Raw genomic sequence first — 25,643 nt, forward strand, 5'->3', positions numbered from 1 at the left:
TAATTTTAAGGGTTAAATGGATTTTCTAACAAGTATCAATAAATTACTAATCAGTCAGTCTATATTCAGATCACGCAGATAAGCGAGAATATTAAAAATAACCTAACAGAATAAAAGTCATACAGGGATTTAAAATGGATCCACTCAAAAGAGCAGAACAACTTCATACACAAGATATCGACCTTCAATCTGCTCATAAAACTGGCTCTTGGGGACGTCATGCTGTTTCTGGGTATTTTTTACCTGCAGTTAAAACAATGAAAACTTTAGGGGCAGCGCCTTTCAATTTAATGAACCGAACAGCGAGAGTATTAAGAGGCCAACTATGGAATGATACTCATTATGCCATTCAATCTGCAACGAAGGCACTGAGAGAACAGGTTCAGTCGTATGACGAGGACGCTCGTGAAGAGCATCAAGAACAACTGAAAAAAAGTTTTTTTGATATTTTACAATCAGACAATATGAGAAAAATCTTCAAAGTGTATGATTACCGCTCCAATGAATCTATCGAAAACTCACTGATCAGAGATTTAGTAAAACTCTATTGCGAGATATGTCCCTCTGCATCTAGATCTCTAGAAGATCTTGAATTTTCAAACACTTCGCATAGATTAGCAATATTATCAGGAAACGAACTACTCTCAACTTCAAACTGTTTAAAGGTACTCAGTGAAGAAAATTACAGAGTACACACTTCAGTTTGTTTAAATGAATTTGGAACTCCAGAAAAACTGGAAGATTCTATTAAAAAGCTATCAGAGCTGCCTGAAGAACATTCATGTGAAGTAGAATCACTGATATCAGCAGTTTTTACAGAAAGATCTGAATTTGAAAAGCATAAGATTATTACTAATAAAAATATTGCTGTTTCTTTTCAACGATGGTTCGATTATTTAGTCGCCTCAGAAAGAAACGCAGAACAACTTTACTCCCTTGCTTCTAGATATCAATATTTAGTTACTATGAGAGACGGTGGTTTAAGCAACCCATATGCCACTTTTTTATCCAATGAGAATTTTGTAAAATTGGCTGAATCAGATTGCGATTGGCTTGATTCAGATACTGCTCGATATCATGTATGGAACCGTATACCAATTGATAGTGAACATTCTGAACACATCTTCAGTGAATTATTAATATTAGCAATAGAAGAGCCCAACCTTAAAGAATTCACCCACAGGGGAAAGGCCATTATAGACAGGTACGCTCAACAGTATCAATTAGACATACCACCCGAGAGAAATGAAAGACTGCTAATAAAATTTGCACCGATCGAAAATCAGCAACAAGCAGCCAGAGAGCAATTAAATGATTCTCAAGGTATACATAAAAAAAGTGTCGAAGAAGGTGCATCAGAATCTGCGACAATGTTAGAAACCCAATATGGCAGTCTACTGAATTCAAGCATTACATTGGATACTGTAGGGTTATTACCTGATTTACTCAACAAGAGTGATGCCGGAAAGACTCTAAGTGAGAAATTTATCCTGAGTCGCTTTCTTCATCGCCTGGAAAAAAGCAGTGAACACACCCCTCAAACACAGGCGGCTAAACGATTTATCAAACATACCTTTAGAACAACTGATTTCACGGATGACCGATCTCAAGTCACACTAAAACAGTTATTAGCTTTGACTATCATAGGTGCTCATGACCAAAGCAAACTCGTTAAAGAGACATCTGTTGCCGACAGTCGTATAGCTCTTATTCAGGGACTTTATGAGTGCCAGCGCGGTAACAATCTATCTGAAAGCGGTATAGACGATGACGATATAAAAGACTTTATGATTTGTAAAATGGGTGCTTTCAGTAAATTAATTAACTCAATGCAGGGCGTTCATACTTGCTGTGAAGTTATCGTTACTGGCAATGAAGTTGCAACGCTTAAATTCCCCAGAGTTGTCAATGACGAAATTCGTAAATGGCTTTCCACTTTACCTGAAGAAGAACAAGGAAACGCTAGAGTCATGCTAAGTAAGGAAGGGGTTAACACCGATGCATGGGAAGCTATTGAGAGCGCTGTAGTTGCGCGAATGAATGATGAGTTTGGTGAGTTCTTTAAAAAGAGTTCAGAACACAGCCTGGAGGATTTTACAGAATTCGTTGAATTTACACGTTTGGACCCTGACCTTACTGCTTAGTACTCACATCGTTGATCATTTTTTTCACTTAGATAGTGGCAGGCCAGTGACTTGGCATCACCAATATTTACCAGACGAAGAATCATCTTTAAGGCATTGATAAACTTACCGCCGGTTTCTCTGCCACCTTTGATACCAAAGCTGACCACTCCGCCTTACCACCTGTAATCTTCTGAGCGGTCTCAAAGTATGGACTGTTCTCCAGGGCCGCATAGTTCACCCAACTCACCTGTGGGTGCTATTCCAGGAATTGTGCAACCTTCTCGGTAATCTCAGTGTGACGGATTTCATAGCCATTCAACAGCTGGTTGAGCAAAGCACCACCTATTGTTTCAGGCGCATCATCATCAGGCCATTTAAAGCGAAATTTCTCCAGCCGTTTATACCAGTGCACGAAGCCAATGCGTTCCCAATACAACAGCTTGACCTTACCTCGCTGGCGATTTCAGAAGACAAAGATAGTCTAACTGAAGGGTGGTACCTATCCTGACACAGCGGGAAAGCCATGCTGCCTGCCACCAGAATGCATTGAGAAATAGAGAATAGTCTGCACTGGATGCTGGATATCGCGTTCTCGGAGGATGCCTGTCAGACGAAAAATGAAAATGCTGCAGACAAACTCTCAAAATTGCGCCGCATCGGCCGGAACATTCTGCAACTAAATCAAATCAGCAAGCTCAGTATTAAAGGTAAAAGGAAGAAAGCTGGGTGGAGCAATAACTACCTGGAGAAGCTGCTGAAGTCATTTATTGTGACTGGTGCATAACCTTGGAAATAATCAGAGGTTTTTACAGAGTGAATTCGTAAATGACAACGACTGGGAATTTTTATCTGAGCACCGGTCAGTAACAAGACCGGCAACTGGCGAATGACGCTGAAAATGAATGGCAAAGTAGTCTCAGAGAAAACCTTTAAGGTGTTTTATTAAAAACCTGAACAAACTCCTTTACTAACTGATTAGTCCAATAAGAAAGTTAAGTTCTAAATAAGTAAAAAATACTTTAATTATTCGAATCCTCAGTCATTTTTTAATTCAAATTATTTGAAAAAAGCAAAACAAGTGGTTAATTATCAGTACTAAATGGGTTTAACAACATATTGTAATGATCTTCAGACTAATCACCCTATATTTAAACCATATAGATTTCGAACATATTATATAAAAAGTTCAGATATATTAAACAATATAAGGAGTTTTAAAATGGAGCCATCCAATAGATCACCGGTGCATCAAACCCCTCAAGTTTCCCATCCGGAAACCAAACATACGTCAGCAGCGAATCATAAATCAAAATCCTGGGCCAGTCGCACCGTTTCGTATTTGACTCCTACTGCTAGAAGAGTAAAAGCTTTTTGCTTTTTCGCTTTAAGTTTGATGAGTCGTACTGTAGAAGTACTTCAAGGGCAGCCTGTGAATAAATCTCACCGAGCTGTTCAGAAAGCAACTAAAAAGCTTCAAGCCCTGGTTCGATCATATGATAAGGGGACTCTTAAAGAGCAAAAAACAGAGCTTCAAAGTAAGTTTCTCAAGATTTTACTTTCCGAAGATATGAAGGAAGTTTTCAGAACCTATGATTGTAGGTTTGGTCCAAATCCAGAGAATGCTTTAACCAGAGATTTAGTAAGCCTTTACTACGAAATAGCGCCGCCTGAACCAACCAGCCTTTCTTATATGCCTGATTGTTTAGCTATATTAGCAGAAAATGGCATGTTATCAGAGTCCAATTGTTTACAGGCCTTAACCAGTGAAAACTACAGTCCACTGGTTGCTGTTTGTTTAAAGGAGTGGGGAGCACCAAATCAATTTAATGAATCATTACAAAAATTTTTAGATCTTCCAGAGCCACACTCAACATTTATTCATAATATGACAGGTAATTTTTTTAGAACACATCATGTTTACGGTAATACCAAGAAAATATGTGGAGATGTAAGTACAGAGGTATTTCAAGACTGGTTCGACAAGTCACTTGAATCCATGGATTCTGCAGAAAAGCAAAACCTCCTCATAGGTCATTATCCAATTAACAATGATGAATGAAAATTCTATAAACAGAGTAAGGTGCCGCAGCTGAAGGACTCCACCCATTGTGTGGAGTTTTTGCTACCGGATCGATACCTTATTTCTTAACTCTCACATAACTGATCATGTCCATTGAACCAAAAAAATGGCAGACCAAAGTCTGCCACTAACAATCATTACTCAGCCAAAATCATGCACTGGCCTTCAGCGCCTGATCAACGTCCGCAAGAATATCTTCGATATGTTCAATACCTATGGATAGACGAACCATATCTTCACTAACACCGGCAGATTCAAGCTCCTGAGGGCTCAACTGACGGTGTGTAGTGGAAGCGGGATGACAAGCCAGTGACTTGGCATCACCAATATTTACCAGACGAAGAATCATCTGTAAGGCATCGATAAACTTACCGCCGGCTTCTCTGCCACCCTTGATACCAAAGCTGACCACTCCGGAAGCCTTACCACTTGTAATCTTCTGAGCGGTCTCAAAGTATGAACTGTTCTCCAGTGCTGCATAGTTAACCCAGTTCACTTGTGGATGCTGCTCCAGGAACTGTGCAACTTTCACGGTATTCTCGCAGTGTCGTTCCATTCTCAGCGCCAGAGTTTCCAAACCCTGCATTAACTGGAATGCACTCTGCGCGGCTAAAGCACCACCGGTATTTCTAAGAGGAACAACGCGAGCACGACCAATAAACGCGGCTTCACCCAACGCCTCTGTGTATACGACACCGTGATAGGAAGGATCGGGTTCGTTCAGAATTGGAAAACGTTCCTTGTTGGCTTTCCAGTCGAATTTGCCACTGTCGACAATGGCACCACCCAGAGTTGTTCCGTGTCCACCAATGTATTTGGTCAGAGAGTGCACAACAATATCAGCACCATGTTCAATAGGACGGCAAAGAAGAGGCGTTGCTACGGTGTTATCCACAATCAGTGGCACACCGTGACGATGAGCCAGCTCTGCCAGTTTCTGAATATCAACGATATTACCGGCCGGGTTACCAATGGATTCACAGAACACTGCACGAGTGTTCTCGTCAATCAGGGCTTCAAGACCGGCGTAGTCATCATGGGAAGCAAAGCGAACATCAATGCCCTGTCTTGGAAAGGTGTGAGCAAACAGGTTATAGGTACCACCGTAAAGCTGGCTGGTCGAAACGATATTGCAACCTGCATCGGCAATGGTTTGAATAGCATAGGTAATGGCAATCATACCGGACGCCAGACTCAGTGCAGCAATACCACCCTCCAGAGCCGCCAGCCGGGCTTCCAGCACAGCATTGGTCGGGTTCATGATTCTGGAATAGATATTTCCCGGCACTTTCAGATCAAACAGGTCTGCACCGTGCTGGGTATCATCAAAGGTATAAGAAACGGTTTGATAGATCGGAGTGGTTGCTGCATTAGTTGTCGCATCGCCTTCGTACCCGGCGTGCAGAGCAATAGTTTCCGGCTTCATTATTGTTACCTGATTTCTGCTTATTCTTCTGAGTCTGTGATCATACAAGAGCGTTGTCGAATGTCATCCTTCATTTGATTTTAAAAGTAACTTCTCAGGCGCATCATTAACCCGTACCGCTTGCCTCGCTATTTTTAGACTTATTTTTTAGATCTATTTGCGATAGCCGCTGCCCGATGAAAAAGGCAAATGTGAAATTACATAACAAATCACCCTAAGTTTCTCGATGTAGCCTAATCACCACACTTTTCCATTTCGGTTTATCCTTATGGCCGAGTATCTGTTGGCAACTATGTTTTGTGCGGAGTTTCAACCAATCAGGTAGCTCGTTATGCTCAAGCAAATTTCGAAAAGTATTCTGCTTCCTTTATGTATATTCAGTAGTGCCACCTTTGCTGCTGTGCAGGGTGATTTAGGTGATTCCACTACAGGCTCACAAGGTTCGGTAGAGGTAACCCTCACTGTTGAAGACAGAATAAAAATATATAACCTCAGAGACATTACCATGTCTTTTCAGGCCAACAAGGCGGAAGGCGGAAATTCAATTGTCTCTCGTTTGTCAAAATTCAGTGTCTTTCGAAATCAGGCAGGCGATAAATACAGCATCACTTTTCAGTCTGCCAACCCTGGTAGTAGTGAGGGTAATGAACAGACTGCCAGTCTCAATCTGAAATCCGGTAGCGGGGAAACAGCAAAAACAGTTCCCTATACCATCGAACTGTTTGATTCTAACTCAGAAGAGAAACCCAGAGATGAGATCACTTCTAGTGGTCAGAAAGTTACCGCTATGACATCAACAGTGCAGGATATCACTGGCTCAGATACCTCCACGGCGATCCGAATCAATGTGCCAACTCCAAAAGGGGTTGATTCAGGCACATTCACTGATACCTTGACCATGATAGTAAGCATCGAAGAGGAAGCGTGAGTCTTCGACTCCTCAGGCACTTCAGTTTCACTCTTTCCAAATCAGTGAGGCTGAAGTGCTATCTCTATCTTTTGGTTTTATTCGTTATTTCAGCAAGTTATTTCCCTGAGGCTCAGGCCGAACAGCATCAGATACTGGTCCAAAACTTTCCACATAGAATCAATCTGGAACGTTGGAATGGTCGATACGATATTTACTGGCAATCAGACCCGATGTGCATATTTTCAGCAGACACTGAACATCAGCCAATTAAAGCACATAGTCGTTTACAGGGTTCTTATTCCGGACAATACGCTTATGCACTCAGGCTGGCTGATTATAATGATGAACTAATACCAATAGAAATTGCTTTGGGGCAGGGTTCTAATCATCAAAAACTTGTCTATGAAAACCCCGAACACAATATAAAGATATTGAATCCTCAAACAGACTGCACAACCAGAGACTTCCACTTTCAAATAAAAATATCTGATTATATTTTGGCTCGTTTACCTTTTGGTCACTATCAGAATCATTTTGATTTTTTTCTTGAAAACGATCGTGGAGAACAATTGCACAAACATTTCCATATAAGGTTGTTTATACCCAGGCTGATTAAAATAGGAGTGACGGGAGACATAAAAATAAACGAGAAACAGGCACAATATACAGTGGGTACAACCCATGCCTGTGTCTACACCAACGATGGCGGTGAATACCGTATAAGAGCTGACAGCGCAAATTACTGGCATGGTAACTATCATTTGTGCGCAGGCAAAAAAGGAAACGATTGCTGGTCTGCAAACCTGCCTTACAAAATATCCTATGATGCCTACCAAAGGGCTCCATTTGACTTTATTCACCCAAGGCACAGTAGTCACCGCCTACCAGGCTCAGACAGTTACTTTGACCAATGTTCCAGGTTTAATGCTAATGCTGAGATAAAAGCGATAGTTAATCACTCGTCACTGATTAAAATTCCAAGTGGCGATTACTCCGATACAATTACCCTGATTGTTGAGACGGAATAATCTCTTTTCTTATTAAAGCTATATTAATTTTCCAAACAAGACGCAGAAGTGGAGCAAATGACTCACACCATTGTGAGACTGATTACAGTTATTGCTATTTGCTCTTGTCAGCTTTTTTGTCGAGTCGTACTTGCAGAAAACTCACCTTCAGTAGAAGCTCCACCAGGGTTTGAGTTTCTCGATCAACCACAAAGCTCTATCATAGATGTCTATTTTCAGGGTCAGTTGATCATCAGCGCTTACGCAACATACACCTCAGATTCAATACTCTTCCATAACCCGGAAAACATATTACAACAAATTGCCAACCTGAAAGAACGAGCCACCGTTATTCAGCATTTCACCGGCTGGAGCAGTGGCCATCCCGGAAAAATCTGCCATCATCAAACACAAAAAAACTGCGGTTTAATTACACCTGATGTAGTAGGCGTCATTTTTGACGATGAGTCTTTCAGGGCTGATTTATTCATTCATCCTGACTACCTCGAATCTTCAGAATCACATTCAATCTACTTACCCTCATCAGATTCCGGAATTGGCCTTTTGCAAGGGTTTGCTTTCAATTACGCCGGTAGTTCAGACAGCAAAAATTATAACCTGTCAGCAAATACACTTATTGGTTGGCAACAGGAGCATTTTGAAAGCAACTGGAGCATTACCAATCAGAAAAGTCTGAAAATTCAAAGTTTGTTCTGGGCTTATGACAATATGGGAATGCATTACTCTGCTGGCTATCTGCACTCTCGTTTTAACAGCTCCGGATTCTTATTAAGTCGTGATATTGCAGGCATCAGCTTTGGCAGCTCAGAAGACACACTACTGGATAAACAAAAAACAAACTCGACACCGATTGAGGTCGTCATGCCCGACAGAGGCATCGTAGAAGTCTTCAGAGACCAGCACCTCATTCACAGTGAACTGCTGGACGCCGGCTACCAGACCATTAATACCAGTGGTTTTCCCAGTGGCACCTATGAACTGGATATAAAAATCACATCAACCGCGGGAGTCCCCTTCCACAGCGAAAAAAAAATGTTCGTCAAACAGAGCAGAATCAAAACAGGTAATCAGTCAGCCTGGTTTCTCGAAGCCGGGCAGACTCTCTCCTCATCAGATTCCCTGTTACCCGATACGTCCCATCAGATCTTACTGCGAGCAGGCTATGAGCACGGATTGTCCCAGAACTCAGGCATGCGTCTGTCCATGGCCTCCTCACGGGCAGAACAAGTGGCCGAAATGAGCTTAGGTTACTTCCTTCCTGCCATTTCTGTTTCCTCAAGCCTTATGGCTGGTCTGCAAAAACAGCTCGGAAGCTACCTGTCCATTAGCTGGAATCAATCAAGACTATTCTGGCTGAGCGCTGAATCGAGAAGAGTCTGGCAAAACGCAAACCTGCCTGACAGCCGACAGACCAGACTTATCAGTAACCAAAACATTCTCGACACAATGACTTTAGGTATTCCTGTCACAAATGGCTTTATCACAGCCCGGTACAGTTTTCGGGAAAACCAGGGCAGTACTGAACATCTGAAATCCCTGAGTTTTCAGAGCAATTTACAGGCAAGTCGTAAAGACTCACTGCGGCTTGGCTGTAATGTAACAGAGTCAGAGAACAAGCTTAGTTTTCAGATATCCCTGAGTCTGAGCATGGATTTCTTTAACCTTCAGCATTACGTCAGAGGTCAATATACCGAGAGCCGTCAGGAAGGTCTTGTAAGTCGAGACCTGCAAACGACCTATCAAAATCAATGGCACGACAGAAATCAGGATCGAAAGATGGATCAACAGACAAGGTTTGGTGTTGATATAGCCGAAGACAGGAATATCTTTTTTGGCGTCTATGACAACACTTCCAGTGTCGGGAACCTTTCTCTTGCTATCAATCACGACCGTCAGAATGACTCTGATACAACGAGTTATGCCGGGTCTTTCAGTACATCTTTCTCTATCAATAAGTACGGCTTTGCTTTTGGAGGAGCAGACAGAGCTCGCAGTGCTATAACGGTCTCGATTGAGGGAGCAAATTCTACCGATATGTTCCGGGTTCTCGTCAACGGCCAGTTTGCAGGCTTTGCAAAAGGAGGCACTGCCACATCAATACCTCTCACAACCTTTAGCAACTACCGGGTGACTCTCGAAAATACCGGTGCCAGCCTGTATGAAATTTCAGGACAGCGTTCTGCAGTCACTCTCTATCCGGGAAATATAAAACATTTGTCGTTTAAGGTTTGGAAAAGTATTACAGTATTTGGTCAGGTCGTAGACAGTAATAACATTTCCCAGAAGAATTACTGTGCCTACTCGAGAGAGTTTATTTCCTGCGCTAACGAATTCGGTCTTTTTCAAGCAGAAATTTCAGACAGTGAAACAAGCATCACGCTCAAGCGGGGAACTGAAAAATGCGTAATCCCAATCGACCCCAGCCAAGCGATGGATGGATTTCTGGATTTAGGGGCTATTATTTGTCCCTGACCTGAGCAACTGCTTTTTTGACTGATTTTACCGTTTGAGATGTTTCGAAGTGACCATCAAAAAGTGCAAACTTCACCTCACCTTCTCCAGCAAGATCTACATTCCATGTTTGGCCCCTATAAAGTCGCTTACTCTTCCAGACAGACTTACAATTATCCTTGGTAATACACTGCTGCCCCCGGCGCAGTAGCACACTTGAATTTCCGGTGTTAGTCAGCTCAAGCTTTTTATCTTTAATCGTCCCTTCAACTTTGAAGATTGGCTGAGTTGGACGAACAAATACCAGTATTTCATAGGCGACCAGTATTTTTACTACCTGTTCCTGATTTTTCTGTGGACCTACAACAGGCCGGAAAAGCACACGGTATACCTTCTCTTCTTTGAGATTATTTTCCCTGTTGAACAGCCTTACTGCTCTCATTCCCTGAGCCTTGATACTGGACTTATGAGGAGTTGCCATCAGTTTCATTTCTTCTGGTGTCGTGGCTGGTATTTTGGCTTCATCCTTTTTACCCGGATTGACTACCCGGAAAACTTCGGTTTGAAGATACATCGTTTCATTGGAAAGGTTACTCACCTGAACGTCCTGTCGCTTCCAACCTTTTTTGTCGAAATAAACGATTGAACGATCCAGGCTCATATCTGCCAGTGACAACTGAGCAATCAACAACATAAGCAAGATAAGAAGAGAAGACACTCGTTTCATAACTATATTCAGTATCTGGAAATAACTGCTTCCAAGATAGACTGTCCAAGTTTTTCTGCCATCCAGACGCAAAAAAGCCCGACTCCAAGAGCCGGGCTTTCAACTGAATACGATGAAAATCTGAAATCAGATCTCGGTCAGCATTTCTTTCGCAGAACGGTAAGGCAGGTTCTGAGCTTCTGCAACTTCTTCACAAGTTACAACACCCTTGGCTACGTTCAGACCGTTCAGCAGGTGAGCGTTGTCTTCCAGAGCCTTGCGAGCACCCTTGTTAGCCAGCTGCATTACGAATGGCAGGGTAGCGTTGTTCAGGGCAATGGTAGAAGTACGGGCAACAGCACCTGGCATGTTGGCTACACAGTAGTGAACAACACCGTCAACAATGAAAGTAGGTTCAGCGTGAGTGGTCGCCTTGGAGGTTTCTACACAACCACCCTGGTCGATTGCTACGTCTACGATGACAGAGCCTTTCTTCATACGGCTGATCAGGTCACGAGTCACCAGCTTAGGAGCAGCAGCGCCTGGCAGCAGTACACCGCCGATCACCAGATCAGCTGACAGTACGTGCTCTTCAATGGAGTGCTGAGTAGAGTAAACAGCTTTGATACGGTTGTTGTACTGAGCGTCCAGCTTGCGCAGAGTGTCCAGAGAGCGATCCAGAACTACGACTTCAGCACCCATGCCTACAGCCATGGCTGCAGCGTTCTGACCTACAACACCACCACCGATGACTACAACCTTGGCAGGTTCAACGCCCGGTACGCCACCCAGCAATACGCCGCGGCCTTCCTGAGCTTTCTCCAGGCAGTGAGCACCGGCCTGAATGGACATGCGACCAGCTACTTCAGACATCGGTGCCAGCAGTGGCAGACGACCACTGTTGTCAGTGACGGTTTCGTAAGCGATGCAGGTAGCACCGGAGTTGATCAGATCTTGAGTCTGTGGCGCGTCAGGAGCCAGGTGCAGGTATGTGAACAGAACCTGGTCAGCACGCAGACGGGCACGCTCAACAGCCTGAGGTTCTTTAACCTTAACGATCATTTCCGCTTTTTCGAAAACTTCTTCAGCAGTGGCCAGAATAGTAGCGCCCACTTTCTCGTAGTCTTCATTGCTGAAACCGATACCGGCACCAGCCTGAGTTTCAACTACTACCTGATGACCATTATCAGTCAGCTCTTTTACAGCAGCAGGAGTCAGACCTACACGATATTCGTGGTTCTTGATTTCCTTCGGCACACCTACCAGCATAATCTTCTCCAAGCGGGGTTGTTCTTTGGACTTATGTTCCAGTCTAAAGGCTTTTCACCAGAAAAAGTCACTGTTGTGAAACTACTTTAAGAAAATATCACCAGTTATCAAAACTTTCACAAAGAAAAACATCGTTCATTAATTAAACAGGTAGCTAATACCTATCTATTAGTACATTAAGCATCGTGTAAAGACCCCAAAACAGCAATAAAAACTGCCACACGTCAAAAAACCGTAATATGCCGATGCTATTCTACGCGCCGAAAACAGGGCTGTTCTCGAGTTACACTTACTTTCCCTGTTAACACATTGTCACATTTTTATTGAGAGCAGCTCGAAACATTAACTGACGTCACAAGCAGGAGGCTGAAATGACCGACCCTCAATTTATGCTGGAATATCTCGACCGCGTAGGCGTCGATGTGAAGAAGTTCACTGATGAGAAAGCATTGAAGTCGGAATATCTTCGCCACATATATCGGGTAGATGCCCGGGACACTATCGTTGATACTGAAGGTAAGCTAAAAGTGCGTACGAAGCCGTCGAGAAAGGTTCTTCACTAAATCTGAAAAAACTGCAGCCAGAGAAATTTCCTAATCACTTTCACTTACTGGTAAATTGGAATGATGACTGACCAGGAAAGGCTGTAATGGATAGCTACTATATAGAAGCAGAGCAAATCTTCAGCGAAGCAGGCATTCTTGGCAATGCCTGCCTTAAAGTCGACAGAGGTTTCATTACAGCCATTAACCCTGATATCAGAAACCTGGATATCCCTACCATTGACCTGACACAACATTCGCTTCTTCCCGGCCTGATTGACCTTCATATCCACGGCTGTGCCGGACACGATGTAATGGACGACAATGATCAGGCTGTTCCGACAATATCATCTGCTCTTGCTTCCCGTGGCGTTACCGCCTTTCTTGCGACGACGGCTACCGCTGAATGGCAACGGACTCTGCAATGCTTTCAACGATTAGGCAAAGCATCAAAGCAGGTGCTGCCCGGTGCTCAAATGCTGGGCATTTACAGTGAAGGTCTATTTTTTACCGAGAAAAATAAAGGCGCTCACGACAGTCAGCTCTTTCTATCACCCACTAAAGAAAGGCTGTCTGCTCTTATAAAAGCTGCAGATGGCGCCTTGAAACAACTGGCTCTGGCACCGGAGCTACCTGAAGCCATTGACGCTATTCACTACCTGAAAGAACAAGGCATTAAAACAAGCATTGGCCATAGCGATGCCAGTTATGAACAGGCTATGGCTGCCATTAAAGCCGGTACTGAAGCTGGCGTGCATGTATTCAATGGTATGAAAGGCCTGCACCACCGAGAGCCAGGCTGTACCGGCGCTGTATTAACTGAAGACCATGTTCTGGCAGAACTGATAGCAGATGGTATTCATGTTCACCCTGCCATTCTCTCTCTCGTCGCCAGAGTTAAAGGCTGGCAGAAAACGGCTTTGATCAGCGATTGCAACTGCGCGGGTATGATGCCTGACGGTGACTACAAGATTGGCAGCATGGACTTCAACGTTCTGGATGGCGTGGCCAGAACTGCCAACGGTTCACTGGCAGGCAGCACTTTATCCCTGAACAATGCCGTAAAGAATATGATTGAACTGGCTGGTGTTACACCTATCGAAGCCGTGCATATGGCCAGCCTTTCTCCCGCCAGACACATAGGCATCGATAAAAGCCATGGCAGCATTACTGTGGGTAAACGGGCAGACTTCTGCGCCGTGGACTCTTCTTTTAATGTTCAGGCCACCTGGGTAAAGGGTAAAAAGGTATTTAGCCTTTAAACTTTCAAATAGACGGTAACTTTCATGTAAGCTGTAGCAATGGATGTATTACTCTGGATACTGCTTGGGGCGGCAGTGATATGGTACTGGTCTGATACCAGTAAAGCCCGGGAAGTCGCAATTCAACACGGCCGACGAGCCTGCAAGGATATGAACCTGCAGTTTCTCGATGGAACTGTTATTCGATACTCAACCCGACCTAAGCGTGGCCCCAATGGTCAGATGTGTCTTTGTCGAGACTTTGGTTTTGAGTTTACCGATGATGGTATTCGTCGTTATACCGGACACATTCAATTGCTCGGTCAACGTCTGAAGAAAATGAATCTGGACTACCATCGTGAAGGAGAGGAAGAAGCCTCTTCCAACCTGATTATGGACGCTGAATATTCAAAGCTTCGTCAGAGTCAGGCTGCTTCTGCAGAAGAACACGAAGAAAGACCTAAAGTCGTTAACCTGACTGACTTCAGAGACAGCAGGAAACACTGATTCCCGCAGGCAAAGGCTATGATAAAATAACCTCATTAATTAATGAGGTTGTATCCATGGCCTATGCCAAAGACCTGAAAAAAGGTCACATCGTTCAAATTGAAAACAACTACTACATTGTTCGTACTCAGGACACCAAGAGCCCATCGGCTCGTGGTGCTTCCACTCTTTATAAGTTCCGGTTCAGCTCTGTACCCGGTGGCCAGAAACTGGAAATGACCTGCACGGGCGATGACCAGTTCACCGATGTTGATCTTCAGCGCCGTAATGTCTCTCTTCTTTATAAAGAAGGCGATGAATACACCTTTATGGACAGCGAAGACTACAGCCAGTTTCTGGTTAACGGCAGCACTATTGAAGAGCAACTTCTTTATATCAACGATGGCATGGAGAACCTGACCGCTATGCTGGTTGAAGGCCAACTGCTGGCCATTGAACTGCCAACTTCTATTGCCCTTGAGATTGTCGATACCTCTCCGGCTATTAAAGGTGCATCTGCCGCTGCCCGCACGAAGCCTGCCACTCTGAGCACAGGTCTGGAAGTTCAGGTGCCTGAATATCTGGCTATTGGTGAAATCATCAAGGTGAATACTGAAACCGGGAAGTTTATGTCCCGCGCCTGATTGCCCATTCTCAGACTAAGGTAGTACCTGGTACTACCTTCCCTCCCAAGAACGGCTATCTCATTGTTTCAATTAAAGTTTTAAGATTCAAAAAAACCATTTCAAATAGATATTAAGCAAAATCACGGTACTCCTTTAGATTAAACCTCCACATATATGAACTTATGCTTATTTGATGCCTCAAATATTGCAGTAACTATTCAATTGGAGGTGTACTATGAAAAGGAATTTCAAGAAATCAGCTCTGGCTCTAGCTCTCTGCTTTTCAATAAGCGGTTTTGCTTTCGCTTCACCCGAGTCGGAAAGTCTACTTAAGAAGCTGGATAAACTGAGCACCAAGCAGCTGAAACATGGCCCATTGAGGGAGAATGGCAGTGGCCACTGGACTGTTCATCTGAACACCAAACGGTCCTTTTTCGACATTGAAAATTTCAGTGAGATTGATGACAGGGAACTTCTCACTCAGCGTATTATTGAATCCGAAGAGCCTGATATCGTTGGATACACTGCTACCCGTGGCATTGATTTTTCATCCGCATTGCTTAATGGCAAGTCACCGGTTGAAATCACCTTAAGTAACTACCTTGAAGCACTCCATTTTACTCCCACTAAGACCAGAGAAAGTAACAATCGAAACAAGACACTCGAGCTATTTACTAAACTTTTAAAAGCTTATCTCTCGACCCCCTCTAAAGACAGCGCCCGAAATCCGGCTCAGAATCAAACAATTGTCGCCATGGCGGTACAGTCAGAAAACATTACTATTCTGGAAGCATTTGCTGAGCAGGGAGCCGACTTCAACCAGCGTCTGGGAGATGACAACCAGACACCACTTTTGTCACTGTTGAAGAAATACAACAGCACAAAAAAGAATGAAACAAAAAACACATTGATAACACTTCTTGATTATTATCTGCAGACGCTTCCTACCGCTTCTGAAATAGTTGATATAGATAAAGTAATCTCGGAAGTCGTTCAATCAGATATCCGCATAATCAATAAGTTTATAGCGAAACAAACAGATTTCTTTAGTCCTCATGAAAGTAAGGTTTCTCCCTTTGAGTCTGTTTTACAGAACTACCTTGATACGGGAAGCATTGAAAAAGTAGAAACTCTTTATCAGGCAGCCCTTGAAGATGAAAGTCTGGCCGACAGTGCCAGCTATCAGATGGCTCAGTACGCTATTAAGTATTCACGGAACAGCCTCTATAAACTGGTCATTGAACATCACCCTGATACATATACTACCTATGCTGCTGAACTGGCTGCCGAGTTCAACAAGAAGAGCCTTACCACGGATAACTTCAGCCAGTTCTCCTCACTGCTTGAGCTGGCTGGCACAGAAAAAATGGCCGAAACCGGTATCACAAAAATCGCAGGTTTGGCTGACTTTGCTTTACAGGCTACCAGCCAGCATGACATGAATACCTTAACTAAGTTGAATGCACTTCAGGTTGACTTCACTGCAAAGTCAGACGAGAACCAGTCACCGTTATTGGAAGCCTTGATAAAGTACAACGAGGCAAGTGACGATCGTTACTGGAAGATGGCCGAGTTAATGCTTAATCAGGTTAAGTCATACTCAGGCATTCCAGACGAGAAAACCGTTCTATTGCAACTCTATAGAACAAAAGAAATTGAACTTATTCAGGACGCTGTAAATAAAGGCGCTGATTTCTCCAAACCATTGAATGATCACGGCCAAAATGCTTTGACGATGGTTATCAGCGAAAAGTTTGACAGAGAACTCATCCAGTTTTTCTATCAGCAGAACCCATCTACGAACAGTGCAGAAAGTATTGCTCTAGCGGCAATCGGAGCGGGTGATAATGAAACCTTAGACTGGATCTTCAGCCAGACTCCTGAATTAATGGACAGTTCCAGAGTTGTGATGATCCAAAAAGCACTCAATTTAAAGAGTGCGGGTATGCTTGAAAAGCTTATGCCTCTCTTCAAGACAAAAGATTTTTTTGAGCTTTACAGCAAAATCAAACCCCTTTTCAACATGCAGCGTGATCTATCTGAACAGGCTCGTGCACACTTTCAAAGTAAACTGGATGAATTGAGTGTTGCTCAACTCATTGAACTCTCTGAAACAGTCGCACGAAAGAGAGGTAGCTCGATTGAACTTCTGAATCTCTTATCAGCCCGCCTGGAAAGAAACGAAAATGAGGTTGTACCTGCAATCAATCTCAATCATCAAATCTGTACGTCACCATATAATGCCGAACTGATGGCCACTATCAACCGGCTTGCCAAAGCTTCTGAGTCGGTAACGGCAGATGCAGAGAAAATGCTTCTATGCGCTCAACCTTATGGTGGCAATTACAGAACAATACCATCAGGTCTTGTCTATTTGATCGAACACTATTATCCAAACCATGTCGATGAGCTATCTCCAGAAACGGCAACCAAACTGCTCAACTGGGCACTGAGTTTTGCCCTGAATTACACAGAAACTAATGAGGCTTTAGTCCTGATGCCTGGTACAGAATTCCTGGTACAACATGGTGCAACTCTGGAAGAAAAGTACGACGTCGAAGATACCGACTTCACTGATCACAGACTGGAAAATCGTGTCGCACTGGCTCGCTACATGCTGCCTTTCCTGACGGCTTCCGAACAGGCTCGTCAGATAAAGTCCATCGTTGAGCAGGGAGATGTCGACATGATTGCTGCCTTCACCATGAGTCCGGGCTTCCCCGAAGTTATGAGCACTGTGTCTCCATCTTTAACCGAGCAGGGGCAGCAACATTACTCTCTGGAAGAATATGTCGCTCTGGGTGACTCGCCATCGCAACAAGAACTGGATCCTTTCGTGAGTCAAGCTGTTCTCGCCGCAAGCTGTCATTACACACCGACAGTGAAAGGCGCAGAGACTTTCGACCTGGCCACTGGCTATTGCGCCTCCATTCAGGCTGACAGTTGCCAGAATGAGGAATGCGAAAGCGATGCCAAAGCCAGACAAACAAAGTTACAACAGTGTCTGACAGGGCAGAATGAGCATGAGTTCTGCCAGCAGATGAACAAGCTGCTTCCAGAGGAAGCGAAAAAGCAGTTAAACCCTTAACAGTCAGAGCGTTAAAGCACCTCAAAGGCAGCTGGATGTGAATTCAGCGGCCTTTTTTATTACCTTTCTGAACATAAAAATTTATTGCCAAGTCAGACAGTCTACTCATATTACCCAAACGCAACTCTGATAGTCTGAGAATTCATTGGATGCATAAGAGTCTTTTGCGTAAAGTGCGCCGCGATATAAAAGATCTGTCGCCTTATAGCAAACAGCTGTCAAAAGCCGCTGTATTTCTGCTCATGGCGACTGTGTTGCCACAGAGCAACAGATCAATAAACAGATTGATTGACGCACACGCATTGAGGCATCTATGACCCAGAACGGGACCACAAAACTTTTCGCACTTTCAGCAGTATTTGCTGCCATGATTCCAGCTATGCAAGCCAATGCAGCTGGTTTTCAGGTAGGCGAACACAGTGCTGCCGGTCTGGGCCGTGCTTTTGCCGGTGAAGCCGCTATTGCTGATGATGCTTCTGTGGTTGCCCGTAACGTTGCTGGTATGTCTTTCCTGGAAGGTCGTACTTTTACTGGTGCAGTGTCTTATATTAAGCCGGTTGTTGAGATTGAGAATAATGTGAGTGGCGCGCTGAGCCCACTATCTCCGAGTGGTAAAGACAAAGCTGTAGCCAATGAAGCGATTGTTCCTGTTTTCTACTATGTAGCTCCTGTCAATGACAAACTGAGCTACGGCGTTGGTGGCTTTACTAATTACGGCTTTACTACTGACTTCAGCAAGAGCACTGGTGTTACCCCTGCTGCAGACTATTCAGAAGTAATGAGCTACAACCTGAATGCCAGTTTGTCCTATAAACTTCAGGACAACCTGAGCGTTGGCTTTGGTGCGAATGCTGTTTATGTTAAGGCTCAGCTTACCAATACTCTTGGTTTTGATATTCCGACCATGGGAATTAAAGCTGGAACATTAATGGATGTTAAAGGTGACGATTGGGGCTATGGCTGGAATGTTGGCATTCTCTGGGAACCTGTTTCAGGAACTCGCATCGGTGCCAGCTATCGCTCTTCTGTTAAAACGACTCTGGAAGGCAAGGCCAAATCTGACATTGTCAATGGCACTATTACTCCAACAGATTACAACAGCAAAGGTTCTGTCGACCTAGAGCTACCGTCTATTGCTGAACTCTCCGTATATCAGCAGATTAATGAAAACCTGGCCGTTCATGCCAGTTATATGAAGACTGGCTGGTCCAGCTTTGAAGAAATCGTAATCGATCTTGATAACGGCGCAAAAGTTGTTGATAAACAAGGTTATAACGACGCTTCCCGTTGGGCTGTTGGTGCAACATATAAGTATTCCAAAGCATGGACTCTTCGTGCAGGTTACGCCTATGATAATAGCCCTGTTGGCAACGTAGACCGTAGCTTCCGTATTCCAGACACTGATCGACAGTGGTACAGCTTTGGTGCTAAATACAAACTCAATAGCCAACAGAGCATTGATCTGGGTTATGCATTCCTGAAGGCTGATAAAGCCAAGATTGAAGATGAGTTTGAGTTTGCTGGTAATAGTCTGGCTAAATTCGAAGGTGAAGTTGTCAGCGGCAACGCCCACATCTTCAGCATCCAGTACAACCAGACATTCTAACTGTTTGATTGCCTGAGTAATCCGCAACACACAGCTACGGCAATTACTTAAACACCAAACCCGCTTCTCCGGTTAGGATAAGCGGGTTTGGCCGTTTGTAATAAAATGTTTCTATACGGCTCGAGCTTTTGGAGTTGTTTATGAAGCCTGACAATCTGCGTCGTTATGATCTCAACCTGCTGGTTGTTCTACACGTATTGCTCGATGAGTGCAGTGTCAGCCGTGCAGCAGACCGTCTTCATCTCAGCCAGTCCGCTATCAGCCGCTCACTTGGTCGTCTTCGCGATATCTTTGAAGATGAACTTTTTGTACGACGCCCCCATGGTTTGCAACCAACGACCAGAGCCGTAGAACTTCAGGCTGAACTGGCCGATGTACTGGGCATGGTGTCCAGAGTAGTTGCTCCGCCCGAGTTTGATCCATCCCGCTGTAATCAGCAGTTTTCTCTCAGTATCATGGAACACCTTTCCATGCAGATCATGCCGCCACTACTGGCCAGACTGCGGAAGGAAGCGCCTAACGTAAAGGTACAGGTTTCCCCATGGTCTCGTCATAGCCTGAATGATATGTCGACTGGCAAGCTGGATATGAGCATCAATATCATTCCACTCGAGAGACCAGACCTTCATCGTCAGGTAATAGGGCCGGTTACTGCGAAAGTTCTGGTCGCCAAAGCACACCCGTATGCAAAACTGGAAAAGCTGACCAGAACTCAGTATCTGGCTTATCCTCATGTCAGCCTGACCATTGCCGAATACGCCGAAAACCCGTTTGCCAATAAAATAGCTATGATGCTGGCCAACAGGGATATTATGCTGTCGACAGCTGACCCGCATCTGGCTTTTGAAGTGGTCAGCCAGACCGATGCCCTGATGATTGGTACAACATCCCTCAGTCGTTTATTGCTGGATCGCTATCAGTTAAAAGCGGTATCACTGCCTGATGAAATGACCGACCTGTTTTCCCATTACCAGTTAACCTGGCATCGTCTGATGAATCAGGATTCTGCTCATATGTGGTTTCGTAGTCTGTTGTTTGAAGAGTGTCAAAGCCTGCTGCACGCTGAGGTTTCGCAAAAAGGCGCAGCATAGCGTTTATTTTTTGATCAACACTTGAACGAAGACATCGTGCAGGTAATATACTTCTTCAAATTCTGTAAGAATAAGCACGATAATGAATGAAATACTGGAGTTGCAGTCAGGACAAGTAGCCTACATCAGTAGTTTAATGGCGGGCTTCTCCCTGTCTATTGCTGTTCAAATCATTCGCAGTAAGAACCTTCAGGGCATCGCAACTGTCAGCTATATCCTCTTTACCCTAACAGCCCTTCTTTTCCTGATTGCACTCTATGTTGATGTATCTTTAAACCTTCGCCTGATAGGTATAGAGAACTTTGCCGATGAAACACTGAAGCAAATTGCGACCATACGATCTATCAGCACCTCCATTGCAACATCAGCTTTCTTTTTATTTATCCTGTCTATTGGTCTGGTGGGTTGGCTTCGTTCAAAACGAGCCGGTATTTTTTCCACCATTCTGGTTCTGCTGTCTCTGGTCACTATAGCAACGGTCAGAAGTGTCATTTCAGGGTTGCCTGTGTAAGAGGCTGTTTGAAAAGTATCTGTCCTTTTTAATCAGTGACTCAATATCTGTCCCAGGAACTGCTGAGTACGCTCGGATGCCGGATTACTGAAGAAAGTTTCAGGAGAGGCTTCTTCAATAATCTGGCCATCGTCCATAAAGATCATTCGATCAGCTACAGTCCTGGCAAAGCCCATTTCATGAGTGACACAGATCATAGTCATACCTTCATGGGCGAGCTCCGTCATGACGTCCAGCACTTCCTTGATCATTTCCGGGTCAAGGGCTGAGGTAGGCTCGTCGAACAGCATGACTTCGGGATTCATACAAAGGCTTCGAGCGATTGCCACTCGCTGCTGCTGACCGCCAGATAGCTGGCCAGGGTATTTATTAGCCTGATCAGGAATCTGTACTCGTTCCAGAAACTGCATCGCTGTTTTTTCTGCTTCAGCCCGGCTCTCCTTTCTGACCCAGACAGGAGCCAGAGTGCAGTTTTCCAGTACCGTCAGATGTGGAAACAGATTAAACGACTGAAATACCATTCCTACGTCGCGACGTATCTTTTCGATATTCTTGAGGTCACGGTTCAGCTCGGTACCATCAACAATAATCTGCCCTTCCTGATGCTCCTCAAGGGCATTAATACAGCGAATCAGTGTTGATTTACCGGAGCCGGAAGGACCGCAGATAACGATTTTCTCGCCTCGCATGACCTTCAGATTTATATCCCTGAGCACATGAAACTGGCCATACCATTTGTTGACCTGAGAAACTTCAATAACAGGCGACAAAGCATCTTTATTGTTATCCATGTTCAGCATATTTTTATTCTCAAAGTCCATGATTTTCAATAAAGAGATCACTTAAAACCCGTGATGCCAGAGCACCCGAATTCATCTAGTGCTCCTGCCTATTATTTTCCAGACTCTGGCTGTAGCGGGACATTCCGAAACAGAAGATCCAGAATACAAAACCAACAAACAGGTATCCTTCCGTTGACGTACCCAGCCAGGCAGGGTCATTGAGACCAGCCTGAACAATAGACAGCAGATCAAAAAGACCAATAACCAATACCAGACTAGTGTCCTTAAACAGGGCGATAAAGGTATTCACAATGCCGGGGATAACCAGTCGAATGGCCTGGGGTAAAACTACCAGACACATACTTTGCCAGTACCCCATTCCGAGGCTATCACTGGCCTCCTGCTGACCTTTGGGAATCGCCTGCAAGCCACCTCTTACGACTTCCGCCATATAAGCGGACTGGAACATAACAATACCAATCATTGCCCGTACCAGCTTATCGAAGACAATTTCTTCCGGAACAAACAAAGGCAGCATAACTGAAGCCATAAAAAGAACAGTAATCAGAGGAACACCGCGCCAAAGCTCGATGTAAACAGTGCAGAAGGTTTTAACCACCGGCATTTCCGAACGCCTGCCAAGCGCCAGCAAAACACCGATAGGCAACGAAGCCAGCATACCGTACATGGCCAGCACCAGCGTCACCATCAGGCCACCCCAGTCATGGGTATCAACCGGCTCAAGGCCTAATAGTCCACCAGCAAGAATGATCCAGGAAGTCACTGGCATCACAATCAGGCCGTAAGCAAGGCTGTACTTTTTGCCAGGCAGTACTGGAATCATCAGCCATGCAAGCACCGCTGCCAACTGAATAAAGAACAGATCTACACGCCAGCTCAGCTCTTGTGGATAGAAGCCATAGATAAACTGATCAAGACGGGATGAGATAAAGGCCCAGCAGGCTCCCTCAGAACTGCATTCCGAGCTGCTTGCTCCTGCCCATGTAGCGTCAACAAAAGCCCACTGAATAAACGATGGAATCAGACTGAACAGTCCGTAAAGGATGGCAACCGTAACCAGACTGTTTGTAGGTGTCGCAAACAGCTTTTCACGACACCAGCCAATAAAGCCCACAGATAACACCGGTGGTTTTCGGGCTTCAATCATTTCTCTTTGCATTCTTTAGCCCTCAGCGTTCAACCAGTGCAACCCAGCGGTTATACATATTCATTAACAGGGATACCGTCAGACTGATGGTTAAATAAACAGCCATGGTCATGGCAATAACTTCAATAGCCTGACCGGTCTGGTTCAACGTTGTTCCTGCAAATACATTGACCAGATCGGGATAGCCAATAGCTGTTGCCAGCGAGGAGTTTTTAATCAGGTTGAGATACTGATTGGTCAGCGGTGGAATAATCACTCGCATGGCTTGAGGAATCACAACAAGGTTCATCACCCTGCCCGGCCTTAAGCCTAAAGCAGCAGCAGCTTCCTTCTGACCTTTACTGACCGACTCAATACCAGAGCGGACTACTTCAGCAATAAAGGCCGCTGTGTAGATAGTAAGTGCAAACCAAAGCGCTACCAGCTCAGGTAGCAACCCTACTCCACCTCTGAAGTTGAAGCCTTTTAAGGCAGGAAAGTCCCAGTGCAGGCTGCCATTGGTTAGCCAGAAACTCAGCGTCGGCAAACCAAGCAGAACAGCCAGGCTGATAGTTTTAATCCAGGGTAAAGGTCTGCCGGTATTCTTTCGTTGACGTCTGTTTAGAAGAACAATGACGCCAACAATAACGACAGCGGCAAGAAACGCCCAGAAAGCGACCATACCGCCGGAATCAAGTACCGGAGCGGGGAAAAACACACCTCTAACATTGAGGAATACACTGTCGAAAAGAGAAATACTTTGTCTTGGACTCGGCAGTACACCCAGAACCGCAAAGTACCAGAAAAAAATTTGTAGCAGCAGCGGAATGTTTCTGAATATTTCGATATAAACAGCTGCGATCTTTGCCAGCAGCCAATTAGAAGAGAGCCTGGCAACGCCCATCAAAAAACCAAGAACAGTAGCGAACAGCACTCCCAGAGAAGAAACCAACAGCGTATTCAGCAACCCCACCACAAAGGTATGCATAAAGCTGAACGATTCGTCGTATTCGATCAGTGTCTGGTTGATACCAAACCCTGCGGTTTGCGAGAGAAAATCAAACCCCGTGCTGATACCACGGCTTTCAAGATTGGTCAGAGTATTGTTGACGATCCAGGCTCCACCCAGGAAAACCAGTGCAATCAACAGTACCTGAAAAAACACCGCCCTCCAGGCCGGATCTCGCCAGAGTCTTAGTAACATAGAACTTCTTTTTTATTATTATTTTTTGTTGCCAACCTTATCTTTGATAAAAGCCAAGGCTGGCATGTCAGGTTATAAAAAACGCATCTGCTATTAACGGAATGGAGGTGCGTACAGAATGCCGCCATCGCTCCACAGCGCATTCAAACCACGTTCAATTTTAAGAGGTGATCCTTCACCCACGTTGTTTTCAAAAATCTCACCGTAGTTACCGACTTGCTTGATCACCTGGTAAGACCAGTCATCATTCAGCCCCATCCCTTTACCCTTAGGACCTTCAATTCCCAGCAGGCGTTTGATGGAAGGATTAGTAGACGACTTCATCTTATCGATATTGGCAGAAGTGACTTTCAACTCTTCGGCATTGATCATGGCCGAAAGAGACCACTTCACAATATTGAACCATTGGTCATCACCCTGACGAACCAGTGGACCGAGAGGTTCTTTGGAGATCACTTCAGGTAGCACTACTGCCTTGTCGGGCTTAGACAATCTCAGTCTCAAAGCATAAAGCTGTGACTGATCTGAAGTCAGCACGTCACAACGGCCTGAATCAAAACCTTTGGCAGTACCATCGGAAGTATCAAAAACCACTGGCTGATATTTCATACCGTTGGTTCGGAAGTAATCTGCAAGGTTCAGTTCTGTTGTCGTACCGGACTGAATACAGACAGCAGCACCATCCAGTTGTTTGGCACTGGTTACGCCCAGATCCTTGCTGACCATAAAGCCCTGACCGTCATAGTAGGCAACACCGGCAAAGTTAAGGCCCAGAGACGCATCACGGGTCAGCGTCCAGGTGGTGTTTCGAGAGAGGACATCTATTTCACCGGATTGCAGCGCGGTGAAACGTTCCTTGGCGGTCAGTGGAATGTATTTCACCTTATCCGCATTGCCTAAAACAGCAGCGGCTACGCCCCGACAAACATCCACATCCATACCGGACCACTTGCCTTTATCATCAGGACTGGCAAAACCGGGAAGGCCAGTATTCACACCACAACTCAGGAAACCTTTTTCTTTTACGGTTTCCAGAGTACTGCCATCTTCATTAGCCTGCAGGCCGCCTGAGGCAACCAGTAGAGCGGGTAAGGTTAGTTTGACAAGTGCTTTCAACATAAAGGGTTCCCTGCTGTTATTATTCTTGTGCGCTTCCAAACCTTAACCTTTCAAGCATTTGCAGGCAACCGCACGGCACTGGCTCTCTCGTGATTAAAGAATCAGTTGTCTGCTCAGGAAACGAACAAAATTATTTTTGCTATCTCCCCCTCTCTTTGAAACTTATTGAGCCCACCGGTGTCTCAGCTATTTATTTAACATATA

Annotated in this window: 22 protein-coding genes and 1 pseudogene; 14 read left to right on the forward strand and 9 right to left on the reverse strand. The window is 44.7% G+C overall.

Translation table 11 applies throughout. The features are described 5' to 3' along the window. Positions 1 to 134: 134 nt before the first annotated feature. Positions 135 to 2,144 (forward strand): hypothetical protein, encoded by a 2,010-nt coding sequence (locus tag EOPP23_RS13725; RefSeq protein WP_153766558.1) that lies wholly within the window; start codon positions 135 to 137, stop codon positions 2,142 to 2,144. Here the strand turns inward: EOPP23_RS13725 and EOPP23_RS21815 are convergent. Beyond that, positions 2,141 to 2,293 (reverse strand): PLP-dependent transferase, encoded by a 153-nt coding sequence (locus EOPP23_RS21815; protein WP_153766559.1) that lies wholly within the window; start codon positions 2,291 to 2,293, stop codon positions 2,141 to 2,143. The two genes, EOPP23_RS13725 and EOPP23_RS21815, sit on opposite strands and share 4 nt — an antisense overlap. 89 nt (positions 2,294 to 2,382) lie before the next feature. Further along, positions 2,383 to 2,562, reverse strand: a complete 180-nt coding sequence (gene tnpB, locus EOPP23_RS21820; RefSeq protein ID WP_370514767.1) for an IS66 family insertion sequence element accessory protein TnpB — start codon at positions 2,560 to 2,562, stop codon at positions 2,383 to 2,385. Positions 2,563 to 2,991: 429 nt separating this feature from the next. Here tnpB and EOPP23_RS21825 point away from each other — a divergent pair. Continuing rightward, a pseudogene (locus tag EOPP23_RS21825) lies at positions 2,992 to 3,072 on the forward strand (DUF3859 domain-containing protein); the annotation flags it as partial. Positions 3,073 to 3,345: 273 nt separating this feature from the next. Continuing rightward, positions 3,346 to 4,185, forward strand: coding sequence for a hypothetical protein (locus tag EOPP23_RS13745; RefSeq protein ID WP_153766561.1), 840 nt, complete (start codon positions 3,346 to 3,348; stop codon positions 4,183 to 4,185). A gap of 172 nt (positions 4,186 to 4,357) precedes the next feature. On the opposite strand, the gene EOPP23_RS13750 is transcribed toward EOPP23_RS13745, so the two are convergent. Then, a complete protein-coding gene (locus tag EOPP23_RS13750) occupies positions 4,358 to 5,632 on the reverse strand; it encodes an O-acetylhomoserine aminocarboxypropyltransferase/cysteine synthase family protein (RefSeq protein WP_153766562.1) in 1,275 nt (424 codons plus the stop codon). A gap of 331 nt (positions 5,633 to 5,963) precedes the next feature. Here EOPP23_RS13750 and EOPP23_RS13755 point away from each other — a divergent pair, with 331 nt between their 5' ends. Genes EOPP23_RS13755 through EOPP23_RS13765 form a run of 3 tightly spaced genes read left to right on the forward strand, consistent with a single transcriptional unit; the run spans position 5,964 to position 10,042 of the window. Next, on the forward strand, positions 5,964 to 6,560 hold the full coding sequence (locus EOPP23_RS13755; protein WP_153766563.1) for a hypothetical protein: 597 nt from the start codon (positions 5,964 to 5,966) through the stop codon (positions 6,558 to 6,560). After that, the gene (locus tag EOPP23_RS13760) at positions 6,557 to 7,570 is read left to right on the forward strand and encodes a hypothetical protein (protein ID WP_153766564.1); all 1,014 of its coding nucleotides are present in this window, start codon (positions 6,557 to 6,559) and stop codon (positions 7,568 to 7,570) included. Before EOPP23_RS13755 ends, EOPP23_RS13760 begins: the two co-directional genes overlap by 4 nt. Before the next feature lie 57 nt (positions 7,571 to 7,627). Then, positions 7,628 to 10,042: a TcfC E-set like domain-containing protein gene (locus tag EOPP23_RS13765; RefSeq protein WP_153766565.1), complete on the forward strand. Its 2,415-nt coding sequence runs from the start codon at positions 7,628 to 7,630 to the stop codon at positions 10,040 to 10,042. Here EOPP23_RS13765 and EOPP23_RS13770 read toward each other — a convergent pair. Continuing rightward, positions 10,029 to 10,748, reverse strand: coding sequence for a molecular chaperone (locus EOPP23_RS13770; protein ID WP_153766566.1), 720 nt, complete (start codon positions 10,746 to 10,748; stop codon positions 10,029 to 10,031). The two genes, EOPP23_RS13765 and EOPP23_RS13770, sit on opposite strands and share 14 nt — an antisense overlap. A gap of 126 nt (positions 10,749 to 10,874) precedes the next feature. Beyond that, the gene (ald, locus tag EOPP23_RS13775) at positions 10,875 to 11,996 is read right to left on the reverse strand and encodes an alanine dehydrogenase (protein WP_153766654.1); all 1,122 of its coding nucleotides are present in this window, start codon (positions 11,994 to 11,996) and stop codon (positions 10,875 to 10,877) included. Positions 11,997 to 12,367: 371 nt separating this feature from the next. On the opposite strand from ald, the gene EOPP23_RS13780 reads away from it, so the two are divergent. From EOPP23_RS13780 to EOPP23_RS13815, 8 genes are all read left to right on the forward strand, one after another. Further along, a complete protein-coding gene (locus tag EOPP23_RS13780; protein WP_153766567.1) occupies positions 12,368 to 12,559 on the forward strand; it encodes a hypothetical protein in 192 nt (63 codons plus the stop codon). Positions 12,560 to 12,645: 86 nt separating this feature from the next. Continuing rightward, on the forward strand, positions 12,646 to 13,800 hold the full coding sequence (gene nagA / locus EOPP23_RS13785) for an N-acetylglucosamine-6-phosphate deacetylase (protein ID WP_153766568.1): 1,155 nt from the start codon (positions 12,646 to 12,648) through the stop codon (positions 13,798 to 13,800). Between the two features lie 39 nt (positions 13,801 to 13,839). Then, a complete protein-coding gene (locus EOPP23_RS13790) occupies positions 13,840 to 14,286 on the forward strand; it encodes a DUF3301 domain-containing protein (RefSeq protein WP_153766569.1) in 447 nt (148 codons plus the stop codon). Between the two features lie 56 nt (positions 14,287 to 14,342). Next, entirely contained in the window at positions 14,343 to 14,909 is a 567-nt protein-coding gene (gene yeiP, locus EOPP23_RS13795) for an elongation factor P-like protein YeiP (RefSeq protein ID WP_153766570.1), read from the forward strand. A gap of 217 nt (positions 14,910 to 15,126) precedes the next feature. Then, positions 15,127 to 17,979: a hypothetical protein gene (locus EOPP23_RS13800; protein WP_153766571.1), complete on the forward strand. Its 2,853-nt coding sequence runs from the start codon at positions 15,127 to 15,129 to the stop codon at positions 17,977 to 17,979. Positions 17,980 to 18,292: 313 nt separating this feature from the next. After that, a complete protein-coding gene (locus EOPP23_RS13805) occupies positions 18,293 to 19,585 on the forward strand; it encodes an OmpP1/FadL family transporter (protein WP_153766572.1) in 1,293 nt (430 codons plus the stop codon). Positions 19,586 to 19,725: 140 nt separating this feature from the next. Further along, entirely contained in the window at positions 19,726 to 20,676 is a 951-nt protein-coding gene (locus EOPP23_RS13810; RefSeq protein WP_153766573.1) for a LysR family transcriptional regulator, read from the forward strand. 82 nt (positions 20,677 to 20,758) lie between these two features. After that, the gene (locus tag EOPP23_RS13815) at positions 20,759 to 21,187 is read left to right on the forward strand and encodes a phosphoadenosine phosphosulfate reductase (protein WP_153766574.1); all 429 of its coding nucleotides are present in this window, start codon (positions 20,759 to 20,761) and stop codon (positions 21,185 to 21,187) included. 32 nt (positions 21,188 to 21,219) lie between these two features. On the opposite strand, the gene EOPP23_RS13820 is transcribed toward EOPP23_RS13815, so the two are convergent. The 4 genes from EOPP23_RS13820 to EOPP23_RS13835 all read right to left on the reverse strand — a co-directional run bounded on the left by EOPP23_RS13820 (position 21,220) and on the right by EOPP23_RS13835 (position 25,439). Beyond that, complete coding sequence (locus EOPP23_RS13820) at positions 21,220 to 21,987, reverse strand: amino acid ABC transporter ATP-binding protein (protein ID WP_304598733.1); 768 nt, start codon at positions 21,985 to 21,987, stop codon at positions 21,220 to 21,222. A 76-nt stretch (positions 21,988 to 22,063) separates the two neighbouring features. Further along, positions 22,064 to 23,149 carry an amino acid ABC transporter permease gene (locus EOPP23_RS13825; RefSeq protein WP_153766575.1) on the reverse strand — a complete coding sequence of 362 codons (1,086 nt, stop codon included), beginning with the start codon at positions 23,147 to 23,149 and terminating at the stop codon, positions 22,064 to 22,066. Between the two features lie 10 nt (positions 23,150 to 23,159). After that, positions 23,160 to 24,320 (reverse strand): amino acid ABC transporter permease, encoded by a 1,161-nt coding sequence (locus EOPP23_RS13830; protein ID WP_153766576.1) that lies wholly within the window; start codon positions 24,318 to 24,320, stop codon positions 23,160 to 23,162. A gap of 93 nt (positions 24,321 to 24,413) precedes the next feature. Further along, positions 24,414 to 25,439, reverse strand: coding sequence for an amino acid ABC transporter substrate-binding protein (locus EOPP23_RS13835; protein WP_153766577.1), 1,026 nt, complete (start codon positions 25,437 to 25,439; stop codon positions 24,414 to 24,416). Positions 25,440 to 25,643: the final 204 nt, after the last annotated feature.

The organism is Endozoicomonas sp. OPT23 (genome assembly GCF_009653635.1).
Classification (GTDB): Bacteria; Pseudomonadota; Gammaproteobacteria; order Pseudomonadales; family Endozoicomonadaceae; genus Endozoicomonas_A.

Bases quoted from the DNA above. Each gene is read 5' to 3' on its own strand.
- EOPP23_RS13830 (WP_153766576.1), bottom strand. From the start codon at position 24,320: ATGTTACTAAGACTCTGGCGAGATCCGGCCTGGAGGGCGGTGTTTTTT.
- yeiP (WP_153766570.1), top strand. From the start codon at position 14,343: ATGGCCTATGCCAAAGACCTGAAAAAAGGTCACATCGTTCAAATTGAA.
- EOPP23_RS13815 (WP_153766574.1), top strand. From the start codon at position 20,759: ATGAATGAAATACTGGAGTTGCAGTCAGGACAAGTAGCCTACATCAGT.
- EOPP23_RS13765 (WP_153766565.1), top strand. From the start codon at position 7,628: ATGACTCACACCATTGTGAGACTGATTACAGTTATTGCTATTTGCTCT.
- EOPP23_RS13835 (WP_153766577.1), bottom strand. From the start codon at position 25,439: ATGTTGAAAGCACTTGTCAAACTAACCTTACCCGCTCTACTGGTTGCC.
- EOPP23_RS13780 (WP_153766567.1), top strand. From the start codon at position 12,368: ATGACCGACCCTCAATTTATGCTGGAATATCTCGACCGCGTAGGCGTC.
- EOPP23_RS13805 (WP_153766572.1), top strand. From the start codon at position 18,293: ATGACCCAGAACGGGACCACAAAACTTTTCGCACTTTCAGCAGTATTT.
- EOPP23_RS13750 (WP_153766562.1), bottom strand. From the start codon at position 5,632: ATGAAGCCGGAAACTATTGCTCTGCACGCCGGGTACGAAGGCGATGCG.
- EOPP23_RS13790 (WP_153766569.1), top strand. From the start codon at position 13,840: ATGGATGTATTACTCTGGATACTGCTTGGGGCGGCAGTGATATGGTAC.
- EOPP23_RS13725 (WP_153766558.1), top strand. From the start codon at position 135: ATGGATCCACTCAAAAGAGCAGAACAACTTCATACACAAGATATCGAC.
- nagA (WP_153766568.1), top strand. From the start codon at position 12,646: ATGGATAGCTACTATATAGAAGCAGAGCAAATCTTCAGCGAAGCAGGC.
- EOPP23_RS13770 (WP_153766566.1), bottom strand. From the start codon at position 10,748: ATGAAACGAGTGTCTTCTCTTCTTATCTTGCTTATGTTGTTGATTGCT.
- EOPP23_RS13825 (WP_153766575.1), bottom strand. From the start codon at position 23,149: ATGCAAAGAGAAATGATTGAAGCCCGAAAACCACCGGTGTTATCTGTG.
- ald (WP_153766654.1), bottom strand. From the start codon at position 11,996: ATGCTGGTAGGTGTGCCGAAGGAAATCAAGAACCACGAATATCGTGTA.
- EOPP23_RS13755 (WP_153766563.1), top strand. From the start codon at position 5,964: ATGCTCAAGCAAATTTCGAAAAGTATTCTGCTTCCTTTATGTATATTC.
- EOPP23_RS13745 (WP_153766561.1), top strand. From the start codon at position 3,346: ATGGAGCCATCCAATAGATCACCGGTGCATCAAACCCCTCAAGTTTCC.
- EOPP23_RS13820 (WP_304598733.1), bottom strand. From the start codon at position 21,987: ATGCTGAACATGGATAACAATAAAGATGCTTTGTCGCCTGTTATTGAA.
- EOPP23_RS13800 (WP_153766571.1), top strand. From the start codon at position 15,127: ATGAAAAGGAATTTCAAGAAATCAGCTCTGGCTCTAGCTCTCTGCTTT.
- EOPP23_RS13810 (WP_153766573.1), top strand. From the start codon at position 19,726: ATGAAGCCTGACAATCTGCGTCGTTATGATCTCAACCTGCTGGTTGTT.